The following is a 17,666-nucleotide window of genomic DNA, read 5'->3' as shown; positions in this document are numbered from 1 at the left end:
TATTTCAATCTCGCGTATTTTTTGTCACACCAGCTTCAGCATCAGCTTGCCGTGGTTTTCACCGCGGTAGAGCATGTCCACCGCCTGTGGGAACTGCTCGATACCCTCGACAATATGCTCACGGAACTTGAGCTTTCCCTGCTTCTCCCAGGTCAGCAGCTCCACAAACGCCGCAGGCATTTGCTTGAGATAATCGCGCATGGTGAAACCCTGCATCAATCCGCTCTGAGCGATCAGCTGCATGTAATTGCCCGGCCCCACCATATTTTCCAGCTGCCCGTACTGGGATACCGCACCGCACAACACAATGCGTGCATGCCGGTTAATACGCGCGAGCACCGCATCCAGGGTTTCGCCACCCACACCGTCAAAGTAGACGTCGATACCGTCGGGAGCGGCCGCGCTCAGGGCCGCGCCGAGACTGCCCGCGCGATAATCGATCACCGCGTCCAGCTCCAACTCCTCGCGTAGATAGCGGCACTTGTCCGGCCCGCCGGCAACACCCACCACACGGCAACCCTTGAGACGTGCAATCTGGCACACCACATGGCCAACCGCGCCGGCTGCAGACGACACGACCACCGTCTCGCCCGCTTGCGGCTTGCCAATATCCAGCAGGCCAAAATAGCCGGTAAAGCCGGTCATCCCCAGGCCGCCCATATAGCGGCTCAGCGGCGCCAGTTGCGGGTCGACTTTGCGCAGTGTCCTGCCATCCAGGGTGGCGTGGGTCTGGATACCGGTAAAGCCGGTACAGAAATCCCCAACCTGGAAATAGTCCGTGCGCGAAGCGATTACCTCACCGACCCCGAAGCCGCGCATCACCTCACCCTGCGGTACCGATTCGATATAGCTGCGCTTGTTGGTAATCCAGCCTTTCATGGCCGGATCGATGGATAGATAGTGGAGCCGGATCGAGACCTCGCCTTCCTTTGGCTCGGGCAGCGGGTCGTGACTGAACGCCCAGGTTTCCGCCGTTGGTAGGCCGGTGGCGGGCTTGGCGAATCGCACCTGTGTTACCTGCTCATTCATTGGAAATGCCTCTTGTCCGGGTTGCGGCTGGCGGGTGTGGGCCCGCGCCGACTTTGCATTGACTTGTGAGGCCAGTTTCCCCTATTGTCATAATTAGTGTCAATTCAATAGATTGACCGAATCGAACAGATTAGCAGGCATTCCCGCCGGCATATTGCACAGGGGTTGAGTATGGGTTCACATGCAGTCTGGATTATTGGCGGCGCACTGCTCACTTATGGCCTGTTCCATTACTGGTATGTGGGCTTTGGCAAGCGCGTAGCGCCGGAATTGCGCGAGCGCCTTAAATTAGCCATGGAAAAAACGGACATACCCGCGTTCCAGCGGTCCAATATTTTGCAGTTTCTGGAGCGGGACGACGGCAAAGATTTTGTGATGGTCAACCTGCTGGAACTCAAGCAGCCGCGCGCAGAATCCCGCAAAAAGCTGACCGCATACTCGAAGATTTTCCTGGGGCGCCTGCTCCGGCGCGCCGGCCACCCGGTAGCAATGGCTACCGCTGCCTCCGGCAAGATCGAAAGTGTCAATGTGGCCCCGGAGCGGGATTGGGGCGTGGCCTTTCTGGTGCGCTACCGCAGCCGCACGGACTTTGCAGAGGTGATGCTCGAGACCCTCGGTAGCGAGCATCACGGGCTCAAGCTCGACGCGCTGGCCCGCACCATCGCCTTTCCCGCGGCGCCCTGGTCACTGGCCGGTGGCCCGCGCGTTCTGGTACCACTGCTGATTGCCCTGTTGGCCACGATCGCGCTCTACATCAACGCACTTTAATTCTGGGCCTGAAGGCGCCCGCCCGAGAAAGCACAAAACCGAAATACAGAACAAAAAAACGACCACGGACCGCCCATGAAGAAACTCGCCATTACCCTTGCCCTGCTCGTGGCCGCCGGCTATGTCGGCTGGCAGAATCGACTCGACCTGCTGCTGTGGGCGGCCCCCAAACTCACCGAGCTGCGCACCCCCGTTGCCCCCAACCAGCCGGTGAACTGGCAGCAGGGGCCAGAGGTGGCCACACAGTCACCGGCAGAGCGACCGCCCAACATCATCCTGATTCTCGCCGACGACCTGGGCTTCAATGACATCTCCCTCACCAATGGCGGCGCCGCTGATGGCAGCCTGCAGACGCCCTCCATCGACAGCCTCGCGGCCGCGGGCACCCAGTTCACCAACGGCTATGCCGCCAACGCCATCTGCGCACCCTCCCGCGCCAGCCTGATGACCGGGCGCTACTCCAGCCGCTTCGGTTTCGAGTACACCCCGATCTTCAAGCTGGGACCGCGGATTTTCCAATGGATGGAAGATCTGGAGCCGAGCGATCCACCGGTGCTGGTGGACCTGGACGTAACCGCCTCGCTGCCACCCATGGAAGAGCTGGGGATGCCGGCAGAGGAAGTCACCATCGCCGAGGCGCTCAAGCAACAGGGCTACTACACCGCCCATATCGGCAAGTGGCACCTGGGCACCGGTAACGGCATGCGCCCGGAAGAACAGGGCTTTGACGATAGCCTGTATATGAAAGGCACCTTGTACCAGCCCGCCGACCACCCAGAGGTGGTGAATGCGCGGGTGCACGGCGATGGTATCGACAATATGATCTGGGCGACCGGCACCTACGCAGCACAGTTCAACGGCAGCGAGCCCTTTGCCCCGGAAGGCTACCTCACCGATTACTACACCCGCGAGGCGGTCAAGGTGATCGAAGCCAACCGCAACCAGCCCTTCTTCCTGTACCTGGCCCACTGGGGCGTGCACAACCCGCTGCAGGCGTCGCGCGCGGATTACGAAGCGCTGTCTCACATCAAGGATCACCGCCTGCGGGTCTACGCGGGGATGATCCGCGCCCTCGATCGCAGCGTAGCCAAGATCAACGCCGCACTGGAAAAGCACGGCCTCAGCGACAACACCCTGGTAATTTTTTCCAGCGACAACGGCGGCGCCGGCTACCTTGGCCTGCCGGACCTGAACAAGCCCTATCGCGGCTGGAAGCTGTCGCACTTCGAGGGCGGGACCCATGTACCCTTCCTGATGCGCTGGCCGGCACAAATTCCCGCGGGCGGCACCGTCACCGAACCGGCACATCACATTGACCTGTTCCAAACCATCGCCGCCGCCGCAGGCGCTCCGGTACCCGACGACCGCAAGCTCGACGGCATCGACCTGCTGCCGACCATGCGCGGCGAGGTCGACGCAAACCTGCAGCGCCCACTGTTCTGGCGCCAGGGCCACCAGCAGAGCGTGCTTTCCGAGGGCTGGAAACTAATCCGCGCCGCGCAACCGGACAAGCCCGGTGCCGGCCCGCAGAAGTTCCTGTTCCACCTCGCGGCCGACCCCACCGAGCAGCGTGACCTGAGCGCGGAACAGCCGGAGAAAGTCGCCGAACTGGAGGCGCTACTTGCGGCACACAACGCCGAACAGGTACCGCCGGCATGGCCCAGCGCATTGCAAGCGCCAATCCTGATCGACAAGACCACCAACGAAGTTACCGAGGCCGGTGACACCTACCTGTACTGGCCCAACTAAACACGCACTGGAAAATTTGGAAGCTTGACCATGAGTAACAACAAAACCGTACTGGTGACCGGAGGCTCCTCCGGCCTCGGCGCACAGTTCTGCCGCACTCTGGCCGCCAACGGCTATACCGTGGTTGCCGCCGCGCGGCGCCTGGAGCAACTGCAAACCCTGTGTGCAGAAATTGAAGCGGCCGGCGGCAAGGCCTATCCGCTGGAACTGGATGTCACCGACCTGGGCGCCCTCGCCGGTGCCATCGACAAGGCGGAGGCCGTCGTCGGCCCCATCACCTGCCTGGTCAACAACGCCGGCAGCTCGGTGAGCAAGAAAGCCGTAGACATGACCCCGGAAGATTTCGATTTCGTAGTGGACCTGAACCTCAAGGCCCCGTATTTCCTCTGTACCGAATTCGCCCGCCGCTGGATCGCCAATGGCATCCAGGGCCGCATTGTGAATGTGGGCTCCGTCTCTGACCGCAAGGCAATGCCGGGACATACCGTGTACGGCACCACCAAGGCCGCCATCGCCCGCCTGACCCAGCAATTTGCCCGCGAGTGGATCAACAAGGGCATTTGCGTAAACGCACTGGCACCGGGCTATATCCGCACCGAACTCAATGCCGAATACTTTGACAGCCCCGCCGGCCAGGCGGTAACCGCGTTTATGCCGCGCCGCCGTGTGGGCAAGCCCTCCGATCTGGACAAGGCCATCCTGTACCTGTGCGAACCGGACCAGGAATTTTTAACCGGCCAGGTACTGGCACTCGACGACGGCCAGTGCCTCTAATCCGGCACGGCGCTTACCCCAAATTAGTAGATCCCCAGAGAAGTAATAACCATGAGCGAACGGAGCAACCCCCTGTTTACCCCCTTCAGTGTGAAGAGCCTGACCCTGCAAAACCGTGTGGCAATGGCGCCGATGACCCGTGATTTTTCCCCGGGCGGCATACCCGGTGACGATGTGGCCGGCTACTACCGCCGCCGCGCCGAAGGCGGCACCGGACTGATCATTACCGAGGGCACCACGGTCAACGACCCGGTCGCCAGCCTCAGCCAGCGCGTGCCGGAATTTCACGGTGAAGCCGCGCTCGCCGGCTGGAAAAAAGTGGTGGAGGATGTGCACGCTGCCGCTGGCAAAATTTTCCCGCAGCTGTGGCATGTGGGCACCGCGCGGGACGCGCGCAAGTCGGCCAACCCGGAGCTGCCGAGCGCCGGCCCGTCAGGGCTGCTAAAACCGGGCAAGCAAATTGCCGAGCCCATGACCACCGCGCACATCGAGCGCGTGATCGAGGCCTTTGCCGAGGCGGCTGCCGACGCGCAGAAGCTGGGATTTGACGGCGTCGAGCTCCACGGTGCACACGGCTACCTCATCGACCAGTTCTTCTGGGAAGGCACCAACCAGCGCAGCGATGCCTGGGGCGGCAGCATGGCCAAGCGCGGGCAGTTTGCGGTGGAAATCATCAAGGCGGTGCGCGCGGCCACCGGCCCAGACTTCCCCATCATGCTGCGTTACTCTCAATGGAAGCAGCAGGACTACACCGCGCGCCTGGCACAAACGCCGCAGGAGCTGCACGATTTTCTCGCACCACTGGCGGATGCGGGCGTGGACCTGTTCCACTGCTCCCAGCGCCGCTACTGGGAACCGGAATTTGAAGGGTCGGACCTCAACCTGGCCGGCTGGACCAAAGAACTCACCGGCAAGCCCACCGTGACCGTGGGCTCGGTGAGCCTGGATGGGGATTTCTTTGGTGCCTTTGCCGGGCAGTCTTCCGAGACCCGCGCCATCGACGATTTGCTGACGCGACTCGAGCGCGGCGAGTTCGATCTGGTGGCCGTAGGCCGCGCCCTGCTGCAGGACCCACAGTGGGCCAACAAAGTCCGCGATGGGCGTCTCGACGAATTGCAGTCTTTTAACGGCGAATCACTCGGCCGCCTGACCTGAGGCTGCAGGGTAAACGAATACCCGAAAGAAAGAGGGCCCTGACAACAGCAGGGCCCTCTACCGGCGAGCTCGACGCAATCGACAAAAAACTACATTGCTATCGCCCGCCCAGCCACAGAATCTTGAGACTGCTGCAGCATATAAAAATTGTACATCCGTACACATGTTTCAGCTTGATTCCATGCCAAACAAATTCAGCCCGCCATTCGGCGGGCTTTTTTTATTTGGAAGTTAGCTGAAACTTAGTCGTTTAGATGCGCGCAGCGACCAAACTCTGCGCCGTCCTTTATTTCAGCAATCAGCTGATTGGGGAACTTCACTTCGCGATCTTCACCACCGTCACACACAAAAGCAGTTTCCATATCCACAGCGAAGGTGATGGTCGCACCAGCCAGGTTAGCCATCATCTGGTCACCCTTGCCGCTCAGCGCGAGCGGGTTATCCGCCGGCCACTGGGAAGCTTCCACCACACCCTGCTTGTTGAAGAAGTCACGGGTATTGATCCAGCCAACGTCCTTCAGGTACACCGCGCCAATAAAGCCGGTGAAGAAGGAGCCAGCACGGCCAACCAGCACGGTACCGTCTTCGTTCATATCGGTGGGCATCACGCGGATCGGACCAAAGACGCTCTGTACAAACTCAGGCCCGAAACGTGGGTTGGTACACAGGTTGCCGAGGAAGAAATGGTTGTAGTCCATATCCTCACACCAGGTCAGGCCACCAATATCTTCCAGCGCGTCGGTCTTGGTATTCCACAGCTTGACGCCGGTGTCGGTATCCAGTGCAACAACGCTACCGTCGTGGTTCATGGCGGTTGAGTTGCGAGCGCCAAACTCGGTGAACAGATCGCGGAACTGGCCATCGATCCAGGCAACCTGCTTGTAGGTGCTGGAGCCGGTGATGACGTGGCCGGAACCGGAAATGCGGTCGGCACGTACCCACTGCACGTAGCCAGGCAGATCGTAAGAAAGTTCTTCGATTTCACCGTGCTTGTTCCACTTCACCGGAACAATCTCGCCCACACCACTGCGCTGACAGGAGCCATCCGCATCGACATCTTTGTAGGCCAGGCCAACAATTGTGTCGCCGGTGTCGTCCATATCCCACACCGTGGCGCTCTGCACACCAGCGCTGCTACCGCCGCCACAGCTGTCACCGGTCAGGTCCTGCATAGGCGTGAGTTTGTGGCTGGAAAGATCCCAGATTGCTGGGTTTTTAATGCCGTTACCGTCCAGGTCCGCGGTCACCGCCGCCTTGGTGGCGTTCTTGTTCATCTGGCCGCCGCTGGAGCGCAGGCTCACTTCGGGATGCAGCTCGAAGCTTTCCTGTACCGCGTCGTAGATAAACGGAATTCCGCCACCCACGGTACCCAGCGAGCGCTGGCCGTTTTTGGCCATATCGGTGACGAACGCTTCGACTAGTGGTGTGTACTGGATACCATCTTCATAGCCGTTGAAGTACATTTCGACCTGCTTGGATTCACCGGCCTGCAGTACGATCGGCGTCACATCACAGGCAGCATCGTGCGCTGGGTTGCTGCTCTCACCTTCGTTCCAGTATTCGGCTTCGGAAACGATCGCAGTCTGACGCGTGGGGTAGCCGCCCGCCTTGATGGTGTCGGTATACAGTACGTAGCGCGCACCCGGCTGCAGACCGTTGATGGTGAACTTGCCATCCGGACCAACCAGGCCCTGGGTCTGGTTACCAGACTGCTGGGTAATCACGTCGTACATCGGGTCATCGAGGTTACGCGCTACCATGTTGATGCCCGAGTACTCGGTGGAACCGTCCTTCAGGTACAGGGTACCGGTGATGGAGCCGTACTGCGTTTTGTAGGCATCGGTTGGATACAGGTCCGAAATATTTACGATGTCGTCGCGCACACTGATCATCGCCTGCTGGCGACCCTGTTCGCCGCGCACGTTAATGAACGGGAACATGGTTTCGATGGTGTCAGCGGCCGGCTTCGGCCAACCGGTGTACTGGTTGACGTTGCTACAGCCAGGAACACCATCGTAGTAAGGACGATAACCGGCAGCCATGTAGCTAAAGTGTCCGTTAGCCTGCGAGTGCGACATATTAATCGCGTGGCCAAATTCGTGGGTGAACACGCCCGCGACCATTTCGCCATTGGTATCGTTCACATCCACAAACCAGCCGTTCATCAGCGCGGTGGCTTCGGTAATTTCACCGGTCTCTTCGTCGGCCCATTCCGGGAATGCGATACCCAGTACGGCACTTTTCGGCACACCGAAATACTGCTCGAGAATTTGTCCGTCGGTGTCGTAGTTCACCCAGAAACCGTAACCATTTTCTGTAGCGTAAATCTGGCCGACATTGGTTTCGTTAACGTCGGCAATACCGGTCTGTTCTTCAATGGTGCCCTGGATACTCATGCGCAGGGTGGACGTTTCTACATTGGACCATTCGGCAACGGCTTTTGCGGTAATCGCATTGGCCTGGTCGATACTCAGGAACACGGTACCGTCATAGTCCACGGTAAAGGCCTGGGCTTCGCCGCCATCTTTGGTCGGCGTCATCGGACCGCCGTCGGTGTATACGGGGATATCACCTTTGCTGGTATCCCACTTGTACGGCTGCATGGTCGGTTCGTGAATGTAGAGCGGGCCACCGGCCTGAGCGCCTGCCGCAACAACCGCGAGACCGATAGCGAGATTCAGTTTTTTCAATTTCATTACTTCGTCTCCTCTACCAGTTTGCCAACGTAACCCATAAATACAGCGGAGCTGACAGCACCCGGATTGGTAAGCATGTTCTGCTCTTCTGCGGTCATGCCCACGGTGTCCATATCATTGAACAGGCCAAAGTTGTTGAACGCGTTCGCCGCTTTGTCTTCGGTAATTACGAATTTACCCTGCGCCATACCCGCGGTGGTCTGGAAACCGGTCACGCCCGCTTTTTTGTACATGAAGGCAACAACCTGCTCACCTTCATTCCACTTGGCGAAACCTTCCGGGGTAACACCGAGGTAGACCTTGCCATTACCCATGGAGCGCGGCTTCAGCAAACCAAACTGACGAAAGGTGTATTCGCTGTCTTCTGCAACTTTCTTTTTTGCATCGCTACCAACGCGAATGGTGACTTCGGTGAACGGGAGACCGTCCTGGAAGCCGTCGGTTACTTTGGTGACGTTACCCATAAGGATGCTGTCGGATGCAACGACGAGCTCCTTGAGGTTCTGGTTTTTGAGTTTCATGGCATGCGCAGTGGTCGACAGCGCAAGCGCTGCGACAAACGCCGCCAACCAGGAAATGCGCGAGAAGAGTTTCCCTATTTGCATAAGTGTTCCCCGAAAGGTGGTTATTTTTATCGGAATAACCGAACAAAAAATTTGTCCGGTAGTACGGTTACCCGGTTAATTAACCACAAGCGAGAAGGGAAGAGTGGACGCGCCCCGGAAAACGGGGCGAATGTGACAGTGTGTTACCTTACGGGTAATCGAGTTTACATTTTTGTTGTGATTTCATTCACAGAAAGGGCGGGACTAGGGAAGGTTCCTTTTTTCCCAGAAAACACCTTGCGTAGCAACGGCAAGCCGCGGCGTAAGCCGAGGATACTCTGGGCAGTGATTACACCCCCAAACATGGCGCCGCCAACGCCACAGCTAACAATGTCCTGCCCGGTAAGATACAAACCTTTGATGCGTGTTTTTGGTCGCAACCAGCTCTGCTGCCAGCGCGACGGCCCGTGTTGCAGGCCATAGATCTCGCCGGTGCCGTACGCACAGAAGTGTTTTGTGGATAGCGGTGTGGACAGTTCGTAGTAGTCGATCTTGTCGCGCAGGTGTGGGAAGTGGGTGAAAAGTTTCTCAAGCATGCGTCGGCTGAATTTTTCTTTTAGCGCCTCGTATTCTTCACCGCGCTTGCCCCAGGTCTCCCCTTCCCACTGCTTGAACCATTCGTAGCGCGCCGGAGTGACGATTTCGATGGTGGCGCGCCCGGGGTAGCGGCGCAGGAAGTCCGGGTCTTTTGCCGAGGGGAATGAGATATAAGCGAGGGGGAAATCCGCTTCCATATCTTCCACAAAGGCTTTTACGTCGCGATCGTATTCTGCGCTGCTGTAGACCCAGTAGTTAGTCTTTGGCAGTCCCAAGTCCTCGGCGGTGTGCTGCAGGCCGATATACAGGCACAGGTGGGACATGGAAGGCTCCACCGACTTAAGATCGTGGTCGTAGCCGGCGCGCTCGGACGCGCTGTGCGGCAGCAGTTGTTCGAAGGTATTGAATACACCGGCACCGGAAATAACGATGGACGCTTCGATTTCGGTACCGTCTTTCATGCGCACGCCGCGGGCGCGGTTGCCGTCCAGCAGAATGGTTTCCACTTCTGCGTAGGTAAACACCTCGCCGCCGGTGGACTGGATTTGCGGAATAATCGTTTCGGCAATTCGGCTGGAACCCCCCACCGGATAATAGGCACCGTGCAGGTAATGACGGGCAATCATTGCGTGAATCACAAAGCTGCTTTCAGACGGCGGCATGCCGTTGTCACCCCACTGGCCAGTCAGCACCGCAATCAACTCTTCGTTGTCGGTGAGTTCCAGCAAGACCTCGCGGGTGGTTTTAAATACGTAATCGGGTAACCGCCAGCGGCGCAGCGCACGCATCATTGGCCCGCACCAGCGCGGCAGCACCTTTTCCGTTACCAGCATCGGCATAAAGCGGTTGGCTTCCGCCAGGCGTTTGAGATATTCACGCAGCGCGTCTTCTTCCTTGGGGAAGCGCTTGAGCAGCTCCTGAATAAACGCCTCGCGGCCGGCAACCAGGTCGGATCGTTTGTCGCCGTGAATAATTCGGTCGTAGGCGGGATCCATCGGTGCCCACTTGAGGGCGCCGGCGGAGAGAAAATCGTAGAGGTGGCGACTCATGGAGGGGCGGTCGCCCACATCGCCAATGTAGTGCACCCCAACGTCCCATTCGTAACCGTTGCGGTCATAGGCGTGTGTCATACCGCCGGCGGTGTAATGTTGTTCCAGTACCAGCACCTTTTTGCCGGTCGCGCTCAGCAGTGTGCCGGTGGTCAGCCCACCAATGCCGGAGCCAATAATGATGGCATCGTAGGGGCCGTCGAGGCGACTGGGACGATAGCGCCGGCCGATGCGCAAGCGGCTGGGCGTGGGCGCGGACTTGGATGTCGGCTCGGATTTGGACCCAGGGGCAGATTTTTGGGTCTCGGTTTTCTGGCGTTCCACAGTTGTTTCCACGGCAGTGGACCTCTGTCTGATTATAGTTATTCGTCCCCCACCTTAGTCATTGCCACCCCCCGCTGCAATGGCTGCTTTCTATCAGCCTCCTTGGCCAATTACATGCGAATGGTCATCCCCGCGGCAGCATCGTCGTCAGCTGCGCGAGCCGGTCCTCCTGCTTGACGAAGTCGAGTAGCGCCTCTGCGACCGGGGAAATTGGCCGGCTGCGCGAGCGCACCAGAAACCAGTTGGTTTTGATCGGTAGCTCTTCCACATCGAGCACCACCAGGCCGGACGAATCACCGACGCTCAGGGCGTGCTCAGACAGAATCGACACGCCCATGCCCGACATCACCATATGCTTGACGGCCTCATTGCTCTCAATGGTCATGCGAATATTCAGATCGCAGTTGTGCTTTTCCATGTGGCGTTCGATGGCATAGCGGGTGCCGGAGCCCTGCTCGCGCATCAGTACCGGTGCGCGGGCGAATTCCTCCAGTGGTATACGCCCGGCCTGGCTCAGCGCATGCCCGCGGGGGGCAATCGCCACCAAGTTGTTGGGCAGGAATTCCGTGAGCAGGTATTCCGTCTTCTTGGGTGGATGACTGAACACACAGAAGTCGTCGATGCCCTCGGCCATACGCTGGGAGATTTGCTCGCGGTTGCCCACCTTCAGTTCCACGTTGATATCCGGATACAGCTGGCAGAAATCGCCAATCAGGTGCGGGATAAAGTACTTGGCGGTGGTGACCACGGCGATGCGCAAGGTACCGGCGGTCAGCCCGCGCATCTTGGTGAGGTTCATATCCAGGCGTTCAAAGCACGAGAGGATTTCCCGCGCACTGGCGACCACGGCGAGACCCGCATCGGTCAGCTGGATCTGCCGCCCGACTTGGAAATACAGCGGCATCTCCACCGCTTCCGCCAGCTTACGTAACTGCATGGATACCGTTGGCTGGGTAAGGTGCAGGGCTTTGGCGGCAGCCATTACGCTGCCGTGATCCTTGAGTGCGCACAGGATCTCCAGCTGGCGGATTGTCCCCACGCGAGCGTGCAATCGACTCATCGAAGCAATTCCCTCGGTCCAGATGTATAGATAAATATCTAATCAAACATTAGATAATATCTATTTTTGTTTATGTATTACAGCCCACATACTTACCGCCAATTCAGTATCAGACACACCTCTCACAGGGTGAATCAACCAACTAAAGGGTAAGCAACATGCAAAAACAGCAACGGATGTTTGGTCTTTTCTGCGGCGCCACGGTCCTCGGACTTGGCACCGCACTCGCCACTGCCGGTATTACCGGGTGGGCGCTGGCAGCGGTCGGGGTCGGCCTGTGCCTGCTCAACCTCGCCGACCTAATTGTCCCACTGGTCAAGCGTGCCCGCGCACTGCCGGCGCGACTGCCCAATCTCTCCAGCGCCGCGACGGCCAGTGAAGGTGCGCGCTAAATGGCCATCGATATTGTTGTCGCTTTCTTCCTGTTCGGTATGGCCGCCACCCTGATTGGCGGCCGCATCGACTTTCCCCGCGGACTGTACCAGGGCCTGACCCTGTTCCTGCTGCTGGCAATTGGCCTGAAGGGTGGCGTTGCCTTGAGTGAACATGCCAGTGCGACGCTCATTCCCCAGGCACTGGTGGTATTACTGCTGGGCCTGATTCTGCCGTTTATCGCCTACCCCATCCTGCGCAAATTTGGGCAGTGGGACCGCACGGACGCCGCCGCAACGGCTGCGCATTATGGCTCCGTTAGCGTCGGCACCTTCGCCGTCGCGGTCGCACTGCTGGAGAGCCGTGGCATTGCATACGAGGCCTACTTCCCGCTGTTCGTGGTGCTTCTTGAGGTACCGGCCATCGCTCTTGGTATCTACCTGGCCACCCGCCGCGGCGCCGAGGCATCCGCACTCAACTGGCGCACCCTGCTGCTAAACCAGGGCTGCGTATTGTTGCTCGGCGGCCTGCTGATTGGTTGGCTTGCTGGCGTGGAGGGTAGTGCCAAGGTCATGTCGATGTTTACCACCGCGTTCCATGGCGCACTGGCCCTGTTCCTGCTGTATATGGGTTGCCAGGCGGCCCGCTACTTCCCGGAGGTGGTGCGCAACGGTGCCTTCCTCACCAGCTTTGCCATCGTCATGCCGCTCATCGGCGCGACCGTCGGTGGTCTGCTCGCAGTGAGCATGGACTTCTCCACCGGTGGCGTCGCGCTGCTGGCAACGCTCGGTGCCAGTGCGTCGTATATCGCGGCGCCGGCAGCCCTGGGCGTCGCCCTGCCAAAGGCGAACCTGAGCCTGCCACTGACCGCATCGCTGGCGATCACTTTCCCGTTCAACGTATTGATCGGGATACCAATCTATCTCTCGCTCGCAACGTATATACACACGCTGTTCGCGTAAGCGATCACACAATAACGCGCAGAATCAACGCGCCTCTGTCTGGAAAAATAACGCGATGAGCCCCGAGCGTGTGTGTGCGCCCGGGGCGATCATGGAGGACACGCAGCAATGACTGCTGTACGAAAACTTATTGAACACGAATCATTCGGCGGGATACTGCTGGTATCCGCCGCCGTCATCGCCATGCTGCTGGCGAACTCCGCATTGCAGGGGTTTTATTTCGACGGGCTGAACACCACCGTTGCCGTCATTTTTGGCGACTTCGCGATCCAGAAACCGCTGTTGCTGTGGGTCAACGACGGACTCATGGCGCTGTTCTTTCTCCTGGTAGGCCTGGAAATAAAGCGCGAAGTGCTGGAAGGCCACCTTTCTTCCAAGGATCAGGTGATATTGCCCGGCCTCGCGGCCATTGCAGGCATGGCATTCCCGGCACTCATCTATACCGCAATTAATTTTGATAACCCGGAAACCATGCGCGGCTGGGCGGTGCCCTCGGCAACCGATATCGCCTTTGCCATCGGGGTATTCACCCTGTTTGGCAAGCGCCTGCCGGTCAGCCTGAAGCTGTTTCTGCTGTCCGTCGCTATTTTTGATGACATCGGTGCCATCCTGATTATCGCGCTGTTTTACAGCAGCGACCTGTCCATGGTGTCACTGGGCGTCGCATCCGCAGGTTTCGCGGCACTGTTTATGCTGAACCGGGCGCGTGTTACGAATCTCGCCCCCTATGTACTGATCGGCATCATCATCTGGATCGCGGTGCTGAAATCCGGTGTGCACGCGACGCTCGCAGGCTTCCTTACCGCCTGGTTTATCCCGCTGCGGGTCAACCGCGCCAAGCCCCGTGTGCCGCTGCATCGTATGGAGCACGGGTTGCTGCCCTGGGTGACGTTAATGATCCTGCCGGTTTTTGCCTTCGCCAATGCCGGTGTCTCCCTGAGCGGTTTTTCCATCGAGCGTTTGCTGAACCCGGTCACCCTTGGCATCGCCCTCGGATTATTTTTCGGTAACCAGGTGGGGATCTTTTCCACCACATGGCTGACCGTTAAGAGCGGTCTCGCCCGCCTGCCCGCTGGCGCCAACTGGCTCCATGTATACGGCGTCGCGCTACTGTGTGGTGTCGGCTTCACCATGAGCCTGTTTATCGGCACCCTGGCGTTTGAAGGGTACCCACCGGCCTACCAGGAAAATGTAAAAGTGGGTGTGTTGCTCGGGTCCTTCCTGTCGGCGTTTGCCGGTATCGCGGTGCTCTATTACGCCTGCCGCAAACCTTCGGAAGAAGGGAGCAGCCGTAACGAACAGCGCGCCGGAATTTTCCAGGCATCATCCGCTGGCAAAGCGTAATCGTACAAACTTAAGGAGGTTGCTGGACCGCAACGTCAGGCATAAACAAGCGGCAGGGAATGACCATTGCAGCGACCTGTTTGTGCCTGACTCGCCACATTAAGCTTTAACTGTGTAAGTGCAGCTCGCCATATCGACTGAGCCGCCGAGGGAGGCAATATGAATCTGCAGATCATCTCGCTGGAAGGACAGACGTATCTGGTAAACACCATTGATGAGAACGGTGTTCACCCGCTGGAGGACCGCAATAGAAGGCCCAAGCAGTTCCATTGCCTCGAGGAAATCAAGGATTACCTCAATCCCCGCGCATACGATGAAGTGTGGCTGGAGCAACGCACACCCTACGAGGAAATGTGTGGACTGGGGGACGATACGGGTCCACTCCGGGTACAGCTGCACTGGAGCTAATCATCCGCAGCGCGCACTCCATAGCAGGGACACCACTGGATAAGCGATCTTCCTACAGCAAAAGCACGAGGCTGAGCCTTAGCTGCGTGCTTTTGCTGAACGAGTTCACTCTGCGCTGTTGATTTCTACCCAGTTCTCGTTGGCCTTGCTGATATTACCTCCGGTATCCCTTTCCCAGATCTCGAACGATTTTGCATTGTTGTTCAGGTACAGCTTGCCATCGATGATGACCCAGCTGTCCGGGCGCGGTGGTGCCTCAAAACCCTTGGACATGGCGTAGGCACAGTGACCGCCGTAAGCGGGCACGTACTTTGCAGGGTCTGCCGCGAACAGATTGCGGTTTTCTCGTGTGGCAAAGCGCCAGGTCACATCGCCCCAGTCATAGGTGATACTGGCGGAGCCTTTTACCGCTTTTTCACCAGGTTTAAGGCTGTAATAGGCAACAACGTCGGCGCCCTTGAGGGCATCACGGAAGAAGTGAGAATAGACATTCTTGTCGGCGGAGATAGCCGCTGATTGGACAGGGCTCGCTTGGGGCTGGCTGTCCTCGGCCAGCGCAAATGTGGAAATGAACCCTAATAGTGCGGCGAGAGCGGTACGTAGCAACATAAAACATCCTTGAGTATGTGTTCAAAGTATTTTTATAGGCTTTGGGTACGTAACTAGATCACCCGCTTCGAGTGTACGGGAAAAGCCGGCACTGGGTAGGGGGTAACCGCGGGTTTGTTGGTGTGCCCGCGGAAAGTTGCGGTGACATGAAGGCTTGCTGCGCCACTGGGAGTATCACAATCGTCCATTCTTCTGCCCACCTTGTAGCAGGAGAACGTATAACCCACGAAATCCGCTCGGCGCGAGTCGCCACCTTTTGCTATACCTAGCAATTGAATGACAAGACCGGTATTTTCTGTGGGTAACGCGGAACTTTTTGCGACGGTCTGATGTATAAATTCTGACCAACTAATAAATCGATAAACCAAAGTCACAAAATAAGCACAGGTTCCTACAGGAACCGTTGAGGAAAGAATAATGCTTCCCCACCTTCAGCTGAAACGCAGCCGTACCTGGCATATTGGCCCGCTTCTGGCGGCACTGCTCGCACTCGGCGGTTGCGGCGCACCCTCCGACCCCAGCTCCGAAACCAGCAAGCAAACTGCGGTCAAACTGGACCCAACCAAGCTGGCAGCCGACCAGACTCTGGTGCGCGGCGGCGGTTCTGAACCTGAGACCCTCGACCCCCACAAGATCTCCGGCACTCCCGAGTCGGCTATCTTACGCGACCTGATGGAGACTCTGGTAATCGCATCTGCCGACGGCGGTGTGCGCCCGGGTGTAGCCGAGAGCTGGGAGACCACCGACAACCAGCATTACTTCTTCAAGATCCGCGAAAGCGCCAAGTGGTCGAATGGTGACCCTGTCACCGCGGAAGATTTTGTCTATTCATGGCAACGAATCCTGGATCCAAAAACCGCGTCCAAGTACGCCTGGTACCTAGCCGCCGGTAAGGTGAAAAATGCTCAGGATATTGTCGATGGCAAGCAACCACCGGAAAACCTCGGTGTAGAAGCGGTAGACGCAAATACCTTCAAGGTTTCTCTCGAAGCACCGGTTCCCTACTTCGTTTCCATGCTGGTGCACGCCTCCACCTCGCCGGTTCACAAAGGTACCGTTGAGCAATACGGCGACCAGTGGACCCGCGTCGGTAACTTTGTCGGCAACGGCGCCTTCCGGCTGACCGAGTGGGTGGTGAATGAACGCATCGAATATGTAAAAAATGAACACTACTGGGATGCTGACAATGTGAAGCTGGAAAAAGTGCGTAGCTTGCCGATTGCTTCTCCCAATGCGGAACTGAAACGCTATGAAGCCGGCGAGATTGATTTCACTTTCGAAGTGCCTATTGAACATATCAATCGTCTGCGTAAAGAGCGTGCTGATGAGGTACGAACAGCACCCTATATCGGCACCTACTATTACGAATTCAACACCACCCAGCCGCCGTTCAACGATTCTCGCGTGCGCCGCGCACTGGCCTATGCCATCGACCGCGAAATCATGGCGAACAAGGTGATGGGCCGTGGCGAGAAGCCATCATTCCACCTGACCCCGGGTATCGTAACTGGCTTTGATGCGCCGGCCACTTCGTGGAGTCAGAAGACCCAGGCCGAACGCGTGGCCAAGGCCAAGGAGCTGCTCGCGGAAGCCGGCTACAACGCACAAAACCCGCTCAAGTTCAGCGTGCTCTACAACACCAACGACAACCACAAAAAGGTTGCGGTAGCGATCACCGCCATGTGGAAGCAGACTCTGGGCCATGTGGATGTCACCTTGGAAAACCAGGAGTGGAAAACCTATCTGGACACGCGCGCCAATACCGACTTTGATATTGCCCGCGCGGGCTGGATTGGCGACTACAACGAGCCGTCCACCATGCTGAAACTGTTGCTGACCGACGGCGGCAGTAATTACTCAAAGTACAGCAATCCTAAGTACGATGAGTTGTTTGCGAAAAGTGCCAAGGAACTGGATCTCAACAAGCGTGCGGAATACTACGCACAGGCGGAAGAGATCCTTGCCGAAGATATGCCAATCGCACCCATCTATCAGTACGTTACCCAGCATATGGTTAAACGGCACGTTGGAGGCTACGCGCCGGACCCACTGGATAACTACTACTCCAAGGACATGTGGATCATCGAGCACTAATTGATACAAAGCCCGGGAACCCGTTGTGGTTCCCGGGCTTTTTCAATTCCAGGGGGACCCAAAGTTCCCAAGAGGTATGGAAGCGCTTCAGAACAAGTAGGTTCCAAACTAAAGCTATAACAGAAGACGCT

General features: G+C 58.0%; 15 protein-coding genes. 9 read left to right on the top strand and 6 right to left on the bottom strand.

Annotated features, from left to right (window positions below):
• Window positions 1-24 precede the first annotated feature (24 nt).
• The gene (locus tag LCM31_RS06315) at window positions 25-1,029 is read right to left on the bottom strand and encodes an NADP-dependent oxidoreductase (protein WP_224868465.1); all 1,005 of its coding nucleotides are present in this window, start codon (window positions 1,027-1,029) and stop codon (window positions 25-27) included.
• A 171-nt stretch (window positions 1,030-1,200) separates the two neighbouring features.
• Between LCM31_RS06315 and LCM31_RS06310 the strand changes: the two genes are divergently transcribed.
• The 4 genes from LCM31_RS06310 (at window position 1,201) to LCM31_RS06295 (ending at window position 5,475) form a co-directional block, all read left to right on the top strand.
• Entirely contained in the window at window positions 1,201-1,797 is a 597-nt protein-coding gene (locus LCM31_RS06310; RefSeq protein WP_224868464.1) for a hypothetical protein, read from the top strand.
• A 75-nt stretch (window positions 1,798-1,872) separates the two neighbouring features.
• Window positions 1,873-3,546 (top strand): sulfatase-like hydrolase/transferase, encoded by a 1,674-nt coding sequence (locus LCM31_RS06305; protein ID WP_224868463.1) that lies wholly within the window; start codon window positions 1,873-1,875, stop codon window positions 3,544-3,546.
• 30 nt (window positions 3,547-3,576) lie between these two features.
• The gene (locus tag LCM31_RS06300) at window positions 3,577-4,320 is read left to right on the top strand and encodes an SDR family NAD(P)-dependent oxidoreductase (protein WP_222231341.1); all 744 of its coding nucleotides are present in this window, start codon (window positions 3,577-3,579) and stop codon (window positions 4,318-4,320) included.
• A 51-nt stretch (window positions 4,321-4,371) separates the two neighbouring features.
• Window positions 4,372-5,475: an NADH:flavin oxidoreductase gene (locus LCM31_RS06295; protein ID WP_224868462.1), complete on the top strand. Its 1,104-nt coding sequence runs from the start codon at window positions 4,372-4,374 to the stop codon at window positions 5,473-5,475.
• A gap of 242 nt (window positions 5,476-5,717) precedes the next feature.
• Here LCM31_RS06295 and LCM31_RS06290 read toward each other — a convergent pair whose 3' ends face one another.
• From LCM31_RS06290 to LCM31_RS06275, 4 genes are all read right to left on the bottom strand, one after another.
• Window positions 5,718-8,171, bottom strand: coding sequence for a zinc metalloprotease (locus tag LCM31_RS06290; RefSeq protein ID WP_224868461.1), 2,454 nt, complete (start codon window positions 8,169-8,171; stop codon window positions 5,718-5,720).
• Window positions 8,171-8,776 carry a hypothetical protein gene (locus tag LCM31_RS06285; RefSeq protein ID WP_224868460.1) on the bottom strand — a complete coding sequence of 202 codons (606 nt, stop codon included), beginning with the start codon at window positions 8,774-8,776 and terminating at the stop codon, window positions 8,171-8,173. The genes LCM31_RS06290 and LCM31_RS06285 overlap by 1 nt, the downstream gene beginning before the upstream one ends.
• 164 nt (window positions 8,777-8,940) lie before the next feature.
• A complete protein-coding gene (locus LCM31_RS06280; RefSeq protein ID WP_224868459.1) occupies window positions 8,941-10,686 on the bottom strand; it encodes a phytoene desaturase family protein in 1,746 nt (581 codons plus the stop codon).
• Window positions 10,687-10,810: 124 nt separating this feature from the next.
• The gene (locus LCM31_RS06275) at window positions 10,811-11,746 is read right to left on the bottom strand and encodes a LysR family transcriptional regulator (protein ID WP_224868458.1); all 936 of its coding nucleotides are present in this window, start codon (window positions 11,744-11,746) and stop codon (window positions 10,811-10,813) included.
• A gap of 158 nt (window positions 11,747-11,904) precedes the next feature.
• On the opposite strand from LCM31_RS06275, the gene LCM31_RS06270 reads away from it, so the two are divergent.
• From LCM31_RS06270 to LCM31_RS06255, 4 genes are all read left to right on the top strand, one after another.
• A complete protein-coding gene (locus LCM31_RS06270) occupies window positions 11,905-12,138 on the top strand; it encodes a hypothetical protein (protein ID WP_224868457.1) in 234 nt (77 codons plus the stop codon).
• Window positions 12,139-13,080, top strand: a complete 942-nt coding sequence (locus LCM31_RS06265; protein WP_224868456.1) for a sodium-dependent bicarbonate transport family permease — start codon at window positions 12,139-12,141, stop codon at window positions 13,078-13,080. It abuts the gene before it with no gap.
• A gap of 108 nt (window positions 13,081-13,188) precedes the next feature.
• A complete protein-coding gene (gene nhaA, locus LCM31_RS06260) occupies window positions 13,189-14,424 on the top strand; it encodes a Na+/H+ antiporter NhaA (protein WP_224868455.1) in 1,236 nt (411 codons plus the stop codon).
• Between the two features lie 159 nt (window positions 14,425-14,583).
• Window positions 14,584-14,832 (top strand): DUF6482 family protein, encoded by a 249-nt coding sequence (locus LCM31_RS06255; protein ID WP_224868454.1) that lies wholly within the window; start codon window positions 14,584-14,586, stop codon window positions 14,830-14,832.
• Between the two features lie 105 nt (window positions 14,833-14,937).
• Here the strand turns inward: LCM31_RS06255 and LCM31_RS06250 are convergent, their stop codons facing one another.
• Window positions 14,938-15,441, bottom strand: coding sequence for a YHS domain-containing (seleno)protein (locus tag LCM31_RS06250; RefSeq protein ID WP_224868453.1), 504 nt, complete (start codon window positions 15,439-15,441; stop codon window positions 14,938-14,940).
• 417 nt (window positions 15,442-15,858) lie between these two features.
• Here LCM31_RS06250 and LCM31_RS06245 point away from each other — a divergent pair, with 417 nt between their 5' ends.
• Entirely contained in the window at window positions 15,859-17,535 is a 1,677-nt protein-coding gene (locus LCM31_RS06245; RefSeq protein ID WP_224868452.1) for a peptide ABC transporter substrate-binding protein, read from the top strand.
• The last annotated feature ends 131 nt before the right edge of the window (window positions 17,536-17,666 follow it).

Origin of the sequence: Microbulbifer agarilyticus (assembly GCF_020171345.1) — a bacterium.
GTDB classification, from domain to species: Bacteria; Pseudomonadota; Gammaproteobacteria; order Pseudomonadales; family Cellvibrionaceae; genus Microbulbifer; species Microbulbifer agarilyticus_D.
Note: the sequence above shows the minus strand (reverse complement) of the source record. Positions and strands in the feature narration are given on the sequence as shown.